The organism is Tardiphaga sp. vice304 (genome assembly GCF_007018905.1).
Lineage (GTDB): Bacteria > Pseudomonadota > Alphaproteobacteria > Rhizobiales > Xanthobacteraceae > Tardiphaga.
Genome location: NZ_CP041402.1, coordinates 3,384,272 through 3,397,749, shown reverse-complemented (window position 1 = coordinate 3,397,749; position 13,478 = coordinate 3,384,272). Strand labels below are relative to the sequence as shown.

General features: G+C 64.8%; 16 protein-coding genes, 1 tRNA gene and 1 other RNA gene. 11 read left to right on the top strand and 7 right to left on the bottom strand.

What is annotated here, in order from left to right; genetic code table 11:
• Position 1: 1 nt before the first annotated feature.
• The gene (locus FNL56_RS16085; protein ID WP_143573955.1) at positions 2 to 1,261 is read right to left on the bottom strand and encodes a D-alanyl-D-alanine carboxypeptidase family protein; all 1,260 of its coding nucleotides are present in this window, start codon (positions 1,259 to 1,261) and stop codon (positions 2 to 4) included.
• A gap of 96 nt (positions 1,262 to 1,357) precedes the next feature.
• A complete protein-coding gene (locus FNL56_RS16080) occupies positions 1,358 to 2,284 on the bottom strand; it encodes a septal ring lytic transglycosylase RlpA family protein (RefSeq protein ID WP_143573954.1) in 927 nt (308 codons plus the stop codon).
• Positions 2,285 to 2,519: 235 nt separating this feature from the next.
• Here FNL56_RS16080 and FNL56_RS16075 point away from each other — a divergent pair, with 235 nt between their 5' ends.
• Entirely contained in the window at positions 2,520 to 2,723 is a 204-nt protein-coding gene (locus FNL56_RS16075; protein ID WP_143573953.1) for a hypothetical protein, read from the top strand.
• Between the two features lie 75 nt (positions 2,724 to 2,798).
• On the opposite strand, the gene FNL56_RS16070 is transcribed toward FNL56_RS16075, so the two are convergent.
• Both FNL56_RS16070 and ssrA read right to left on the bottom strand, forming a co-directional pair.
• Positions 2,799 to 3,032, bottom strand: coding sequence for a hypothetical protein (locus tag FNL56_RS16070; protein WP_143573952.1), 234 nt, complete (start codon positions 3,030 to 3,032; stop codon positions 2,799 to 2,801).
• A 145-nt stretch (positions 3,033 to 3,177) separates the two neighbouring features.
• Positions 3,178 to 3,529, bottom strand: a transfer-messenger RNA (tmRNA) gene (gene ssrA, locus FNL56_RS16065).
• Between the two features lie 106 nt (positions 3,530 to 3,635).
• Between ssrA and FNL56_RS27740 the strand changes: the two genes are divergently transcribed.
• Together FNL56_RS27740 and FNL56_RS16060 are read left to right on the top strand one after the other, a co-directional pair.
• Entirely contained in the window at positions 3,636 to 3,791 is a 156-nt protein-coding gene (locus FNL56_RS27740) for a hypothetical protein (RefSeq protein ID WP_168202948.1), read from the top strand.
• A 179-nt stretch (positions 3,792 to 3,970) separates the two neighbouring features.
• Positions 3,971 to 4,411, top strand: a complete 441-nt coding sequence (locus FNL56_RS16060) for a SlyX family protein (protein WP_143573951.1) — start codon at positions 3,971 to 3,973, stop codon at positions 4,409 to 4,411.
• Between the two features lie 87 nt (positions 4,412 to 4,498).
• Here FNL56_RS16060 and FNL56_RS16055 read toward each other — a convergent pair whose 3' ends face one another.
• Positions 4,499 to 4,897: a hypothetical protein gene (locus FNL56_RS16055; protein ID WP_143578001.1), complete on the bottom strand. Its 399-nt coding sequence runs from the start codon at positions 4,895 to 4,897 to the stop codon at positions 4,499 to 4,501.
• Between the two features lie 136 nt (positions 4,898 to 5,033).
• On the opposite strand from FNL56_RS16055, the gene FNL56_RS16050 reads away from it, so the two are divergent.
• Positions 5,034 to 5,123: transfer RNA gene (locus FNL56_RS16050), tRNA-Ser, on the top strand.
• Positions 5,124 to 5,175: 52 nt separating this feature from the next.
• Here FNL56_RS16050 and FNL56_RS28995 read toward each other — a convergent pair.
• The gene (locus FNL56_RS28995; RefSeq protein ID WP_246661583.1) at positions 5,176 to 8,610 is read right to left on the bottom strand and encodes an IPT/TIG domain-containing protein; all 3,435 of its coding nucleotides are present in this window, start codon (positions 8,608 to 8,610) and stop codon (positions 5,176 to 5,178) included.
• Here FNL56_RS28995 and FNL56_RS28430 point away from each other — a divergent pair.
• The 6 genes from FNL56_RS28430 (at position 8,603) to FNL56_RS16020 (ending at position 12,683) form a co-directional block, all read left to right on the top strand.
• Positions 8,603 to 8,995, top strand: coding sequence for a hypothetical protein (locus tag FNL56_RS28430; protein ID WP_246661582.1), 393 nt, complete (start codon positions 8,603 to 8,605; stop codon positions 8,993 to 8,995). The genes FNL56_RS28995 and FNL56_RS28430 overlap by 8 nt on opposite strands.
• Positions 8,996 to 9,303: 308 nt before the next feature.
• Positions 9,304 to 9,837 (top strand): phage tail protein, encoded by a 534-nt coding sequence (locus tag FNL56_RS16040; RefSeq protein WP_143576193.1) that lies wholly within the window; start codon positions 9,304 to 9,306, stop codon positions 9,835 to 9,837.
• Between the two features lie 44 nt (positions 9,838 to 9,881).
• On the top strand, positions 9,882 to 10,415 hold the full coding sequence (locus FNL56_RS16035; protein ID WP_143573935.1) for a phage tail protein: 534 nt from the start codon (positions 9,882 to 9,884) through the stop codon (positions 10,413 to 10,415).
• A 114-nt stretch (positions 10,416 to 10,529) separates the two neighbouring features.
• On the top strand, positions 10,530 to 11,057 hold the full coding sequence (locus FNL56_RS16030; RefSeq protein ID WP_143573934.1) for a phage tail protein: 528 nt from the start codon (positions 10,530 to 10,532) through the stop codon (positions 11,055 to 11,057).
• A gap of 3 nt (positions 11,058 to 11,060) precedes the next feature.
• On the top strand, positions 11,061 to 11,630 hold the full coding sequence (locus FNL56_RS16025; RefSeq protein ID WP_143582138.1) for a GNAT family N-acetyltransferase: 570 nt from the start codon (positions 11,061 to 11,063) through the stop codon (positions 11,628 to 11,630).
• A 246-nt stretch (positions 11,631 to 11,876) separates the two neighbouring features.
• Positions 11,877 to 12,683, top strand: coding sequence for an outer membrane protein (locus tag FNL56_RS16020; RefSeq protein ID WP_143577993.1), 807 nt, complete (start codon positions 11,877 to 11,879; stop codon positions 12,681 to 12,683).
• Positions 12,684 to 12,743: 60 nt separating this feature from the next.
• Here FNL56_RS16020 and FNL56_RS16015 read toward each other — a convergent pair whose 3' ends face one another.
• The gene (locus FNL56_RS16015) at positions 12,744 to 12,971 is read right to left on the bottom strand and encodes a hypothetical protein (RefSeq protein ID WP_143573931.1); all 228 of its coding nucleotides are present in this window, start codon (positions 12,969 to 12,971) and stop codon (positions 12,744 to 12,746) included.
• A gap of 194 nt (positions 12,972 to 13,165) precedes the next feature.
• On the opposite strand from FNL56_RS16015, the gene FNL56_RS16010 reads away from it, so the two are divergent.
• Positions 13,166 to 13,354, top strand: a complete 189-nt coding sequence (locus FNL56_RS16010) for a hypothetical protein (protein ID WP_143573930.1) — start codon at positions 13,166 to 13,168, stop codon at positions 13,352 to 13,354.
• The last annotated feature ends 124 nt before the right edge of the window (positions 13,355 to 13,478 follow it).

Genomic DNA, 13,478 nt, shown 5'->3' with positions numbered 1-13,478 from the left:
GTCACAGCTTCGCGACGCCGGCGCGGAACAGGCCGACTGCCAATTCGCTGGCGCCGTCGATCGCGCGTTGCGTCAGCGAGCCGGTGCCGACGGCCTCCGCGGCATAGATCGGCGTCTCCACCGCGACATTGGAGCCGCGCATCACGCGAATAATGCCGACCGGTCGGCCGGCCTCGACCGGCGCTCGCACCGGGCCATTATAGACGATGCGCGCGATCAATTTGTCGCTGCCGTTCTTCTGCACCATCACCTTGACCGGCTCCTTGCTGGCGAGCGCCACCGAGCCGGCGTCGCCGCCAAACACCTTGGCGTAGCCGACCGGCTGGTTGGCCGCGAACAGCGCGCGCGCCTCGAAGTTCTTGAACCCCCACTCCAGCAGCTTCTTGGCTTCGGTGACGCGGTCGTCGGGATCGTCCATGCCGTTGATCGCCACGATCAGCCGCATGCCGTTCTGCACCGCGGAGGCGGCCATGCCGTAGCCGCCCTCCTTGGTATAGCCGGTGACCAGCCCGTCGGCGCCTTCCAGCGTCGCAAGCAGCGGATTGCGGTTGGTCTGGCGGATCTTGTTCCAGGTGAATTCGCGCTCGGCGTAGAGCTTGTAGAATTCCGGATAGGTCTGGATCATGTGCCGCGTCAGGCGGCTCATCTCGCGCACCGACATTTTGTTGTCGGGATCCGGCAGGCCGTTGGAATTGACGAAATTCGACTTCGTCAGGCCGAGCTCGCGCGCGCGCGCGGTCATCTTCTCCGCAAAGGCCTTTTCGCTGCCGCTGATGCCTTCGGCCAGGATCATGCCGGAATCATTACCGCTCTGCACGATCATGCCGCGCAGGAGATCGCTGACCGGCACCGCGCTCTTCAGCGCGGCGAACATGGTCGCGCCGCCGGCCGGCGCGCCTCCCTTGCGCCAGGCGTTCTCGCTGACGCGGTATTCGTCGGTCAGCTTGATGTCGCCGCGCGCCACCATGCTGAACACCAGCTCGGCGGTCATCAACTTGGCCATGCTGGAAGGCTGGCGCAGTTCATCGGCGTTCTTCTCGAACAACACGCTGCCGGAACTCGCCTCGATCAAGATCGCGGTCGGCGCGTCGGTGTCGTAGCCGCCGTCTTCCACTGCCTTCCTGGCGCCCTGCACGCTTTGATTCGCAGCATAGGCCGCCCCCGACAACAGCAGACCGGCTGCAAGCAGGCCGGTCAGCAGGAAGCGCCAGCGCGAGAGCGCAGTCGGAAACGGGAAAAGCGCGGTGATGGTCGGTGCCATGAGGTGTCCTGCAGGCCCAACGTCTTACCAGCAACATCCCGGGCAAACAACGCAAGCGGCAGGGTCAATCGACCCTGCTTCGTCACGGTATCGGGATCAATAAAGCCCGCGGCCGGACAGGATATCGCGGGCCTCGTCGGCCGGCGCCCGCTCATTGGCCGGCTCCGGCGCGGCATAGCGGCTGTCGTTCTCGTAAGACACCGCGCGGCGATTCTCGACCATGCGGGGATTGGCGCGGACGCGGCCCGAGGCGGACATTTCCGACGTCGCATTGATCGACGCCACATCGGCCGAGGTGTGACCCAGCGAATACGGCCGTCCCTCGGGCATCGGAACGTCGCCGCGGGCAACGCGACCCGGCGTCGGCATGTCCGGCACGAAGGAGCGCGCGGAGGCGACGCGGACCATCGAGGGCGACGGCGCCGGCTCGCCGGTGCGCAGGGTGGCCACCAGCTGGCGGTCGTCGGAGCCTTCCAGCGGCGCGCGGCCGACATATTCGACGCGCACGCGGGCAATGCCGTGGCCCTTGAATTCCAGCAGGTCGGCGGCGCGGTTGGAGACGTCGATCAGGCGGTTGCCGTGATACGGGCCGCGGTCATTGACGCGCACGATCAGCGACTTGCCATTGCTGATGTTGGTGACGCGCGCATAGGACGGGATCGGCAGCGTCGGATGCGCGGCGGTCAGCGAGGCCATGTCGAACACCTCGCCGTTGGCGGTCAGGCGGCCGTGGAAAGCGTCGCCATACCACGAGGCCATGCCTTCGGCGCGATAATTGACGTCTTCTTCCGGCACATAGGTGCGGCCGGCCACCGTATAGGGCTTGCCGATCCGATAGGTGCCGCCGCCCTTCGGCACGGGTTCCCCAGCCGCAACCACGCGCGGGCTGGTGGAAACGCCATATTTCGGGTCGAGCTTGCTCATCTTGCCTGAGGACGCGCAATTGGCGAGCGCCAGGCAGGCACCGACGGCCGCAGCCGCCCGTGCGGCACGCCTCAGCCGATATGATTCACGAATCCCCATAAGCCCCAATACCATTCCGGCGGCCGGCTGCCCACTCGGGCGTGCGCGATCCGCAAATCTCGATACGACCCCACAACCGCATCAAGTCATGAAGATATCGCGGATCAATCACGGCGGAAATGCGGCTGAGGCAAGTATGGTAAATGAAAGCTGACCGGCCGGACGCCGCCGAATCAAGCTACTCGGTAGTGTCCCGCGGCACGCGCCGTTTGTTTCAATCCCACAGGAGCCAGCGATGAACGAACGGCTGACGACATTGATGAAGGCGCGCGAGCGCATGGTCGAGGACCGCGACGGCTTTGCAAAGGTGCTGGCGGCGCCGTTCGACCGCGACAAGGCCGAGCGCGCCCGCAACCGTTTTATCGAAATCCAGTCGCTGGTGGACGCCATCGACCGCGCGATCGCCGGCGAGCGGATCGCCCCTGCCCTTGCCGGATGATGGTCGGAGTAAAACACCCGCAACGCATGCCGCGCTGGAATGACGAACGGTCGTTCGGTCAGGCCCGGCTAGACTTCAGGCAACATCCGAAAGGCTGAGCGAATGGCGTTGTAGATAGATTTTAAGTTCGCGCTCGACAACCCTGTACTGATGCAGCGTATCCGCGTCGCGCATCCGGCGGGCCAGTCGCCAACCCTCGATATTGCCGCCTTCGATGGCATGCTGCCGCAGATCATAGGCCGCGTTCTGCAAGCAGTACGCGCGACGTCCGATCGGAACGATATTCGCCGATGTTGGCCAGATGGTCATTGCAAGTCCCTCGTTTCACGGAAGCAACGGGCAGCCCCCCCGCGAAGGTTGCATGAAACGGTCGAGATAAGTCTCTGGTAGCAAAAAAGGTGCGCTGACACCGTTCGCAGAAACGAAAAAGCCGCGCCAACCCGAAGGTTGACGCGGCCCTGGCCGTTCTGTTGCAAGGTGGACCAACCCCGAACGGTTACGCCGCGAGGCGCACTTCGTTCATGCGAACGTTATCGTTTGCATTTAGGTTTTGACCCGATAACGGCGGTATCATGCCGGGAACAATTCATACCTTCTTTGCGACCATCGATCCTATTTCGCCCCCGCCTGAACAGCACTTACATCCCGCCTTTCGGCCAGAATCGCCTCACCCAAGTGAGACGTGAGCTGCTGAGGTGGAGGCGCCGGGTACTGCCCCCGGGTCTGTCCGCAGTCCGCTATGAGTTTCAGCGCCATCGTCTTTCGACAATTCAGATATAGCGGCGGATCTGGGCAAAAGCTAGATGGCAGCCGAGCGGCTCGCATCTTCCCGCGGGGAATATTCCTTTATGCCGCGCGCATTGCTAGCTTCAGTTACGCCGACACACCGTCAGCGCCTGCAAGGACCGACCGATGTCGCTATCATCCGCCAAGAACTATGCGCTGCGGGCTGCCAAGTCGCAGGACCCGAAGGAAGCCGCAGACCTGCTCTCGAAAGCGATTCTCGAACTGGCAACCTCGATCGAGGCGGCTGAGGCCAAGATCAAGAAGATCAACAAGTCCGGCTAGGCCACACGCCCGCAAACATGGCCTGGCGCCGTGATTTACCATTGTGGCGGAGCGCTCGGCTAATTATGACAGCAAGAGACGAGTATCTCGAAAAGCGAAGTGAGTAGCCTGTGGCCGACCCCATCGACGTTGGACCCCCGCTCTTGCAACTGGGCGGCGGCAGATCCCGAAAAGGCGTTGTGCTGGCAGTCGTGCTCGTGGTTCTCGGCGCCGCCGCGGTGTTCGGCTGGCTCAGTCTGAGCGACCAGCCCACGGATGGTTCCTCGGCCAAATCCCCCGCCTCGACCGCAAGTGTAGGCGATTCCGTCGCCGCAACGGAGTTCGTGGCGTTTCAGGCCCAGACGGCCGCCTCGCTGCAATCCGCCACGCAATTGCTGGCCAGCCAGCAGGCCGAGCTGAAACGATTGTCCGAGCAACTCGCCGGCCTCACCGCCCGGATCGATACTCTGCAGAGTCAGCTCGCCACGCCGGCGCCTGGCGCGGCCCCGACGGCTGCGTCGTCACCGCCGGCCGCTGCCCCCCGCGCGCCCACCGCGCCGCGCAAGCGCCCGGCTCCGGCTCCGGCCGGCGCCATTTCGGTCGGCGGCGCCCCACTGCCGGGCGCTGCGCCGGCACGCTGACATCGCGGGTCCGTTGCAACGGCGGGCCGGGCCCGTGAAAAGTCTGTCGCGACGCTGGATCTGAAAATGCCGCGTCGCGCGTGGCGGCTATTTGGACGACGTTTTGGCCTTCTTGGTAGCGGCTTTCTTGGCTGTCGCTTTCGGCGCGGCTGACTTGGACGTCTTCTTGGCGGTCTTGCTGACGCCGGGCTCGACGCTGGGCTCAGCACTGGCTTTGGCAGCCGGGGCTGCGTCGAAAACCTCGGCGCCGCCTGCGGTCGCGATCTCGGCACGCTCGGCAACCGGGGCGGTGGCCTTCGGGGGCGGCTTCAGTGACGCCTTGGCCTTGGCCGGCTTGTCCTCGCCCGCGGCGGCGGTCGGCTCCGGCTTGCGCCTCGGCGCCTCGGTCGGCTTGCTGGTTTCCTGCTTCAGACGCCTCTGTTCGGCTTCGAACTTGGCCTCGCGCATCTGCCGCAGGGCATCGGCACGCGGGGTGGGATTGGCCATGGCGGTCTCCTTTCGTTTGGAATCGTCATGGTCCCTTTAGCACGGCGCGCGTGCCGCTTGTCCGGGCCAAATTCGGCATCCCCCGCAACATCCCCGCTTTCCCTCCGCCCTGCCCTTTGCTAAGCGCATGAACGCTGGAAGGGTGGCCGAGTGGTTTAAGGCAGCGGTCTTGAAAACCGCCGTGCCTGCAAGGGTACCGTGGGTTCGAATCCCACCCCTTCCGCCACAGCGCCGGCGATCCTGTCTATGATGAGGTGAACTGGAACACTCACCGCCCCTCAGAACGGCACCGATCCCCGCCCGCGGAAACTCCAGATCTGCACGTTGTTGCCGATGCCGCCGAGCTCGGCGCCGAAGGCGACCGCAGCGCCGTTGCCGAACCGCGCAGCAAGGCCGCCGGTGGCTCGCGCCGACCAGCCGTCGATGAACGGCGTCGAGGTCAACGCACCGCCGCCCGCCAGCGTCACCGAGGCGGCGTCGTCGCCGGTGAAGTAATAGTCGGCGTAGATGCCGGCATAGGGCGAGATCGTCAGCGCGGCATCGAACAGCCAGGGATAGGCGACGGCGAAGCCGGTCGAGGCGCGGCCGGTGAAGAAGCTGCGCTCGGCCTGCGGCGTGCCTAGCGAGTCCGTATAGGCGTTCTGCTGCTCCCACAGCGCATAGACCCGCGCCGAGGGCTCGATCGCAAAGCCATAGGCCTCGGTACTGCCGGTCAGGCCGCCCGACACCAGCCAGCGATCACCGTTGAACTTGCCGGTGGCGGTGCCCGCCGTGCCGTCATAGCCCAGCCCGGTATAGGCGACGGCCGCGTCGAAACGCAGCCCGGCGGCGAACTTCCAGCCGAGATAGGAGCCGACGGTCCAGCCGTCGCCCTTGAGGCGGCCGTTCAGCGTGTCCGAGCGATAGTCGAATACTTCGTAGCCGCCGACCACGCCGACCAGGAAATTCGGCGTAAGCCGGTGCGTCAGGCCGAGCAGCCCGTTGACCTGGGTGCCGTACAGCACCGAGGGCCCGCTGGAATGCCAGTTGCTGATGCCGCTGCCCCTGATGTCGCCCCACAGCAGCCAGTCCTTCGGTTCGACAGGAGGCCGCGGCGCCCTGGCCTTGACGAAGCTGCGATCGATCGCGGCGAAGGCATCATCGACGCGGTTGCCTTCGCCGCGCGACACGCCGCCCCGGCCTCGTGTGGCATAGGCGGCGGTGCCGTAGTCGCCATTCCAGCGCTGGCTGACGGTGCGCTCTGCCGTCGTCGTCGTCTCCTGGTCGGGATCGGCGGAGAAGTTGAACCGCACGCCGCCGGCACCGGGCGTCGTCATCGGGCCGGCGCCATTGCTGAACCCTTCGCCGATCGCGCTGTCGATTGCGCCGGAGATCGCCGAGCCGGAATTCTGCGCCACCGTCCGGGTGGCGACGATCTGCAGCGCGCGCAGTTTCAGACTGTCCTGCGGCGTGTTCACCGCCTGCAGCAGCGGCGCCGATGTGCTGGCGGCGAAATTCGCGTTGCCGGCATAGGCGGCGGTGATGGTGTGGTTGCCAATCGCCAGCGCCGAGGTCGTGAAGGCGGCGACGCCGCCGGTCAGCGATGCGGAGCCGATCGCCACGCCGCCGTCGCTGAACGTCACCGTGCCGGTCGGCATCGCGCCGTTGGCGCTCACCGTCGCGGTGAAGGTCACCGCCTGCCCGGCCTCGCTGGGATTGCGCGACGAGGCGAGCGACGTGGTCGTGACGGGGACAATGTAGCTGTAGAGGCCGGCGCCGGTCGCCGTGCCGCCGGGCGTCGTCACCGTGATATCGACCGCGCCGGCCGCATGCGCCGGCGTCGTCGCGGTGATCGAGGTTGCGCTGCCGACAGTGAAGCTGGTCGCCGCGGTGCCGCCGAAGGTCACGCTGGTCGCGCCGGTGAATGTGACGATCACCGGCAGCAATTTCACCGGGGCGACCGCCGTAACCATCGGAGGCACGGCGGTGACCACGTTCACCGTCGCAAGCGCCACCTCGATCACAGCGACAACGGCGGCGCATGCCATGACGACCGAAGTTCCGCCCGCGGTCGGACCGCTGGTCGGTGCAATCGACGTCACCGTCGGCGCCGCGACGTAGGTGAACTGGTCGGCCGCAGATGTCGCGCTGGTGCCGCCGACGGTCGTGACGCGAACATCGACGGTGCCGGTGCCGGCCGGCGACGTCGCGGTGATCTGGGTGGCGCTATCGACGGTGAAGCCGGTCGCAGGCGTAGCGCCGAACACCACCGCGTTGACGCCCGAGAGGTTGGTGCCGGTGATAGTTACCGACGTGCCGCCCGCCGCAGGACCGCTGGTCGGCGCGATCGACGTCACCGTCGGCGCTGCGACGTAGGTGAATTGATCGGCCGCCGAAATGGCACTGGTGCCGCCGACGGTGGTCACCGTGATGTCCACCGTACCGGTGCCGGCCGGTGACGTGGCGGTGATCTGGGTCGCGCTGTTGACCGTGAAGCCAGCCGCCGCTGTAGCCCCGAAATTCACCGCCGTGGCACCGCTGAGATTGGTGCCGGTGATGACGACCGACGTGCCGCCCGATGTGGGCCCCGCCGTCGGCGAGACCGCGGTCACGGTTGGCGCTGCGACGTAGGTGTACTGATTGCCGGCGCCGGTCGCCGAGGTCGCCGAATTATTGGTGACGGTGACGTTGACCACGCCGGTGCCGGAAGGTGCGACCGCGGTGATCTGCGTCGCGGAGTTTACCACGTAGCTGGTGGCATTGGTGGCGCCGAACCTGACGCTCGCCGCGCCGGTGGTGCCTGTAAAGCCGGTGCCGGTGATCACGACCGAATTGCCACCCGCCACCGTGCCGGAGGTCGGGTTGAGCGCCGTCACCGCCGGTCCCGCGATGTAGGTGTACTGGTTGCCGGCACCCGTGGCCGAGGTTGCCGAGTTGTTGGTGACGGTGACGTTGACCACGCCCGTGCCGGCAGGTGCCACGGCGGTGATCTGCGTCGCGGAGTCCACCACGTAGCTGGTGGCATTGGTGGCGCCGAACCTGACGCCCGCCGCTCCGCTCGTACCGGTGAAGCCGGTGCCGGTGATCACCACCGAATTGGTGCCGCCCGCCGGACCGGAGGTCGGATTGAGCGCCGTCACTGTCGGTGCCGGAAGGTAGGTGTATTGAGTGCCGGCGCCGGTCGCCGAGGTCACCGCGTTGTTGGTGACGGTGACGTTGACCGTACCCGTGCCGGCGGGTGCCACGGCGGTGATCTGCGTCGCCGAATTCACTACGTAACTCGTCGCGTTGGTGGCGCCGAACTTGACGCTTGCCGCGCCGGTCGTGCCGGTAAAACCGGTCCCGGTGATCACCACCGAATTGGTCCCGGCGGCGGGACCGGAGGTCGGGTTGAGCGACGTCACCGTCGGCGGCAACGGAAGGTTCGTCACCGCTATCGGATACGACGTATCGGTAATGGCGTAAACATTGCCACCATTTGCCAATGAATACGCACAGGGCGCGCTAAGCGGACAACTTTGCGAAGCGTAGAAGAGCGGGATGCTGGCCGAGTTCGATGATCCCATCGTTGTCAGTTGAATCGTGTAGTCGAAGTAGACAGAACCATCGGTCGAGCCCGGCGTGACCAGGAAAACAACGCCATTGCCGCCATTGATGGACGCCGGCGTACCGCCGCCGGGGTTGCCGACCATCGGATAACCGGTCTGGGAGTCGAAACCGAGAGTCGTGTACAAGCCTGCCCGGATCGGTTCCGAGCATGACGATACATCGAGCGTGACCGATTGTCCGACGGTCTTGCCGGTGAAATCGACCGAGGTCTGGCAGGCTGCCTGCGCAGTCGCGCTGCTTAGGCAAAGCATCGCGGCGGCTGTCGAAAGGGCCAAAGCGGCTGTGCATCGGGCCGGTGCGCCAGCCGACGCCGGACGCAGCCGGGAGAAGCCGAAAAAAATTCGGATTGAACGGGCCGTGAGACGTCTTCCTGCCGCCAGCAGCAGCTTCAAAACCATCATTCGGCCCATCTCGAAAATGAGTACCGCAGGATCGTCCCGCCCCGAGAAACTCAACGCTGACGCGCGGATCGCACTTGCCATTCCCAAGCCGACATTCAGTGAGTGTTAACTTTGGTAAGCAGCAATCGATGGATGCGGACCTGCATCACGACTGCATTCGCCTACTAATTGCAAGATGGCGGGACACAATCTTTCCCAAAAAATCGTCGGTTACATCCCCTTCGTCGGATTTCGTTGCGTGCAGGCCACAGTCGCCTGCGCGCCCTCATCGACCTACGACAGGCATCAGCCTGCTTGTGCGCTCCCGTTCAGGTTGTTGGTGTATTGACAAAATTCATGAGGTTGCGAATATTTGGAGGTATTAGCTACCTGCATTGTTTCGCCCATTATTTCGATAGCCGCCTGGAAGGTACATCGATGCCTTTGACGCCCTTTGTCGGACAGATCATGCCGGCAGCATTCGGGTTTGTCCCGAGAGGCTGGGCCGCCTGCAACGGCCAAATTCTATCCATCCAGCAAAACCAGGCTCTGTTCTCGCTGCTTGGCGTTACCTATGGCGGCGATGGTCGGATAACATTCGCTTTGCCCGACCTGCGCGGTCGCGCCATCGTCGGGTCCGATTTCACGTCGGTCGCCTGGGGGGAAATCGCCGGTTCGGAAACGGTAGGCATGACGACCGAGCAACTGCCGAGGCACACCCATTCCCTGCAGGCATCGACGACCGCCGGCCCTACGGGCCGCCCTGCCCCACCTGTCGGAAAACTGTTCGGGGTCAATAGCGCGACCTCGCCCGCGTTGATCTTCGCCCCGGCCGGCAGCAACGAGGTGGTGTTGTCGTCGGGGACCAACGTCCCGCCGACCGGCGGCAACCAGCCGCACAACAACATGCAGCCTTACCTCACGATCAATTACGTGATCGCGCTCAACGGAATGTTTCCGTCGCGCTCTTGAGCCGCGGTCGCGCCGCCCTTCATCGAAGCAGTGGGAGTATCCGGATGTCTGACCCTTTTGTCGGAGAAATACGTTTGTTCGGTTTTCCGCGCATTCCGACCGGCTGGGTGGCCTGTGATGGCGCTGCTCTACCCATCTCGGAGTACGATGTACTCTACACGCTGATCACCACCACCTATGGCGGCGACGGCGTCACGACGTTCTGCGTCCCGGATCTGCGCGGTCGTGTGCCGCTATCGCAAGGTACCGGTCGCGGATTGACGACGCGCGTGCTTGGCGAACCCGGCGGTGAAGAGCGGCATACTCTGACGTCCGGCGAAATGCCGAGCCATGGCCACGCCCTGCTTTCCAGCACCAACGTCGGCACGACGGCCACGCCCGGCGCCGCGGTTCACCTCGCCACCTCCAGCAACGCCGCGACCCAACCCTACGCACCGCTGGCCAACGTCACCGGGTATAACGTCATGGCGTCTTCGATCGGTATCACCGGGGACGACCTGTCCCATGACAACATGATGCCGACGTTGACCGGCAATTATTGCATCTGCACGGCGGGCGTGTTTCCGCAGCAGAGCTAGTTCGTTTCAACCGCCAGGGATTGTGGATACGCGCCTGGCGGCGTTCTCGCATCGTCTACCGACCGCTCCCGATGGCTCGTGCCTGCAGGGACGGCGCATCGCAGGGAGGCTGTCATGTCCGATCCGTTCATTGGGGAAATTCAGGCGTTCGCCTTCGGCTTCGTACCGAAGGGCTGGGCCCTCTGTGACGGCAGCCTGCTGCCCATCCAGAGATACAGCACGCTGTTTTCCCTGATCGGCTCGCTCTACGGCGGCAACGGCACGACCACTTTCGCGCTGCCCAACCTGGTCGGTCGTGTCGCCATCAGTCAGGGCCAGGGGCCTGGCCTTGTCGATTATGCCATTGGCGACGTACTCGGCAGTTCGACGGTATCGGTCACACAGCAGGAGATGCCGGCCCATCTCCACCCGATGCAGGTCGGCACCACCGCTGCCACCAACAGCACGCCCGGTCCCACCGGCGGCTCCAACGTCGCCATCGATCCGAGCTTCAATGGCTTCATCGCGCCGCCGTCCAACACCACGTTTGCAACGTCGGCCGTGGTCCCGGCCGGCGGATCGCAGTCCCATCCCAACGTGCAACCGACGCTGGCGATAGCCTATTGCATCGCGCTGCAAGGCGTGTTCCCGAGTTTCAACTGAGGCATGTCGGCTGGCAGAACGGCGGCACTGGCCGGTCAACTCCGGCTCGCCCACCCCGGCAGCCGCATCCGCACACATGCTGCGGCGGATGACGAATTCTGCCGGTCCCTGTTTCGCGAGGAGCGCGCCGCGCAGTTTTCGCCCCTGGACCTCGGCGACGGCGCCCTGAGGGCGATGCTCGATCAGCAATTCGAGGCGCAGCGGATGGCCACCACCCGCCGCTTTCCCGACGCCGAGGCCTTCATCATCGCCCATGCGGGGCGCGATGTCGGCCGGCTGATCGTGACATTCCGGGCCGGATCGCCCGCCGCTTCCGAGGGCACCGCCTCACGGCCGTCGGACAGCCCTACCCTGCACCTGATCGATCTTGCGCTTGCGCCGGCCGCCCGCAATTGCGGCATCGGCAGCGATGTCATCAACAGCCTGGCCCGCGCGGGACATGCCCTCGGCGCGAAGCACTTCACGCTGTCGGTGCTGCAATCCAACGAGGCGGCCCGGCGGCTCTATGGGCGACTGGGTTTCTCGACGGCCGCAGATGGCGTCTACAGCGCAATGGTCCGGCATCTGGAATGAGCGAGGCGGCAGGATTCGCGCCGCGGGGCCGGGTCTGCCGCTGCCGGCGCTGCCGCAGGGGCGAGGCCCGTAGCTGCTCTGACCGTCCAATTCGTTAAGCACCAGCCATCTTTGTCCATATCGGCGGGGCTTCAGAGCCCTAATCCGGCGATCAAGGCAAGGCTGTGTCCCTGCGGTGACAGCCATTTGCCGGCCACCCCGCTAGAAAGCGTGATCGTCCATCGATCGGGACGGAAAGGTATTCTAATGAAACTCCTGGTTCTCGCCGTCGCGTTTGCAGCATCGGGCGCGGCTTCCGCCGCAGCCGCCGATCTGTCGTCGCGCGCCTGGACCAAGGCGCCCGCGGCGCAGGAAGCGGGCTTCAACTGGGGCGGCTGGTATGTCGGCGGCCACGCCGGCGACGCCTGGGGCCGTTCTGACACCTCCAGCGCGTTCATCAACGGCACCGCACCGATCGCCAACCAGCAGGCCGTAGCTGCGGCCTCGCCACGGCTCGAGCCCGACGGCTTCACTGGCGGCGGCCAGGTCGGCTATAACCATCAGGTCGATCGCTGGCTGTTCGGCGTCGAGGCCGATGCCAGCTACTTCGGGCTGAAGCAGGCCCGCACTGCCGCCGCACCGTTCCCGATCGGCATCAGCACGTTCAGCACGACCAATTCGGTGTCTACCGACTGGCTGGTGACGCTGCGTCCGCGTGTTGGCTACGCCGTCGATCGCACGCTGTTCTATGCCACGGGCGGTCTCGCCCTGACGGAGATGAAGAGCAGCAGCGGCTTTGCCGATTCGACCGGACAGAACCAGACCGCGGGCCTGACCAAGGTCACGGCCGGCTGGGCCGCCGGCGCCGGCATCGAACACGCCTTTACCAATAACTGGTCAGCCAAGGTCGAATATCTGTATTCGGATTTTGGCAAGCAGTCGTTTTCAAGCCCGATCTTCGCCGGCCAGACGCCGACGGCTGGCTTGATCGCCCATGACGTCGATCTCAAGGTCAGCACCGTGCGCGGCGGTTTGAACTATCACTTCGGTGGCGCCCCGGTCGCGCGCTACTGAGACAGCCGTCCAGAAAAAAGCCCCCGTTCGCGGGGGCTTTTTTCGTCTGGAACTCGGATTTCAGCCTGCCAGCGCCATCGCCGGAAGTTCGCCGGACTGCTGCTCGATCGTGATGATCCAGCGCAGCGGCCAGCAGGTCAGGTCGGGACTGACCATCTTGATATAGCCGGAAATAAAGACGTCCCCGTCGTCCCCGCGCTTGAAATGTTCATCGACCATCCGACCGTGAAGATGCGCCATCCGGCAGCGGCGCATTTGCTCGTAGTTGGTCGTCTCGTACTTGGTCACGAAGTTTCTCTCCACGCATGGTCTCGACCGCGAAAGTGTCGCCGACTCACGGTTAACAAAGGCTGAACCGCAATTGGGGCGGTAGCACGATAAGCGGCGGAAAATACACAGAAGCCCCCGACTTTGCGCGATCGGATTTACCGACGTTTGAAGAATTCGCACCACAATCTGCGGATATTGATCGGGAGATACCGATGCTTTCAATAGCCGCCATCCTGACCTTGGCTGCCGGGGTATTCTATGCCGCAAGCACCAACACCACGGGATGGGCGATGCAGGTCTGTCGCTACGGCGACTTCTTCTGCGTCAACCCGTCCTCGCTGATGATCGCCGCCGTACTGTCACTGATCTGGGCGTTTTTCCTGCGCGTCGATCGGTTGTAACTCATCAAGTCCCGAGACCGCACAGCGCCCGATCGGATATGTCTGCGTTGGCGGCCGGCAGTAGCAGGGTGTTAAATCGCAGATGATGATCGCAAGAAAACTGCGCACATCGCGGTCATCGCTG

Excerpts from the sequence above, each read along its gene's own strand:
- FNL56_RS16035 (WP_143573935.1), top strand. The coding sequence starts at position 9,882 with ATGTCTGACCCTTTTGTCGGAGAAATACGTTTGTTCGGTTTTCCGCGC.
- FNL56_RS27740 (WP_168202948.1), top strand. The coding sequence starts at position 3,636 with ATGTCGCTATCATCCGCCAAGAACTATGCGCTGCGGGCTGCCAAGTCG.
- FNL56_RS16030 (WP_143573934.1), top strand. The coding sequence starts at position 10,530 with ATGTCCGATCCGTTCATTGGGGAAATTCAGGCGTTCGCCTTCGGCTTC.
- FNL56_RS16070 (WP_143573952.1), bottom strand. The coding sequence starts at position 3,032 with ATGACCATCTGGCCAACATCGGCGAATATCGTTCCGATCGGACGTCGC.
- FNL56_RS16020 (WP_143577993.1), top strand. The coding sequence starts at position 11,877 with ATGAAACTCCTGGTTCTCGCCGTCGCGTTTGCAGCATCGGGCGCGGCT.
- FNL56_RS16040 (WP_143576193.1), top strand. The coding sequence starts at position 9,304 with ATGCCTTTGACGCCCTTTGTCGGACAGATCATGCCGGCAGCATTCGGG.
- FNL56_RS16080 (WP_143573954.1), bottom strand. The coding sequence starts at position 2,284 with ATGGGGATTCGTGAATCATATCGGCTGAGGCGTGCCGCACGGGCGGCT.
- FNL56_RS16085 (WP_143573955.1), bottom strand. The coding sequence starts at position 1,261 with ATGGCACCGACCATCACCGCGCTTTTCCCGTTTCCGACTGCGCTCTCG.
- FNL56_RS16010 (WP_143573930.1), top strand. The coding sequence starts at position 13,166 with ATGCTTTCAATAGCCGCCATCCTGACCTTGGCTGCCGGGGTATTCTAT.
- FNL56_RS16055 (WP_143578001.1), bottom strand. The coding sequence starts at position 4,897 with ATGGCCAATCCCACCCCGCGTGCCGATGCCCTGCGGCAGATGCGCGAG.
- FNL56_RS16025 (WP_143582138.1), top strand. The coding sequence starts at position 11,061 with ATGTCGGCTGGCAGAACGGCGGCACTGGCCGGTCAACTCCGGCTCGCC.
- FNL56_RS16075 (WP_143573953.1), top strand. The coding sequence starts at position 2,520 with ATGAACGAACGGCTGACGACATTGATGAAGGCGCGCGAGCGCATGGTC.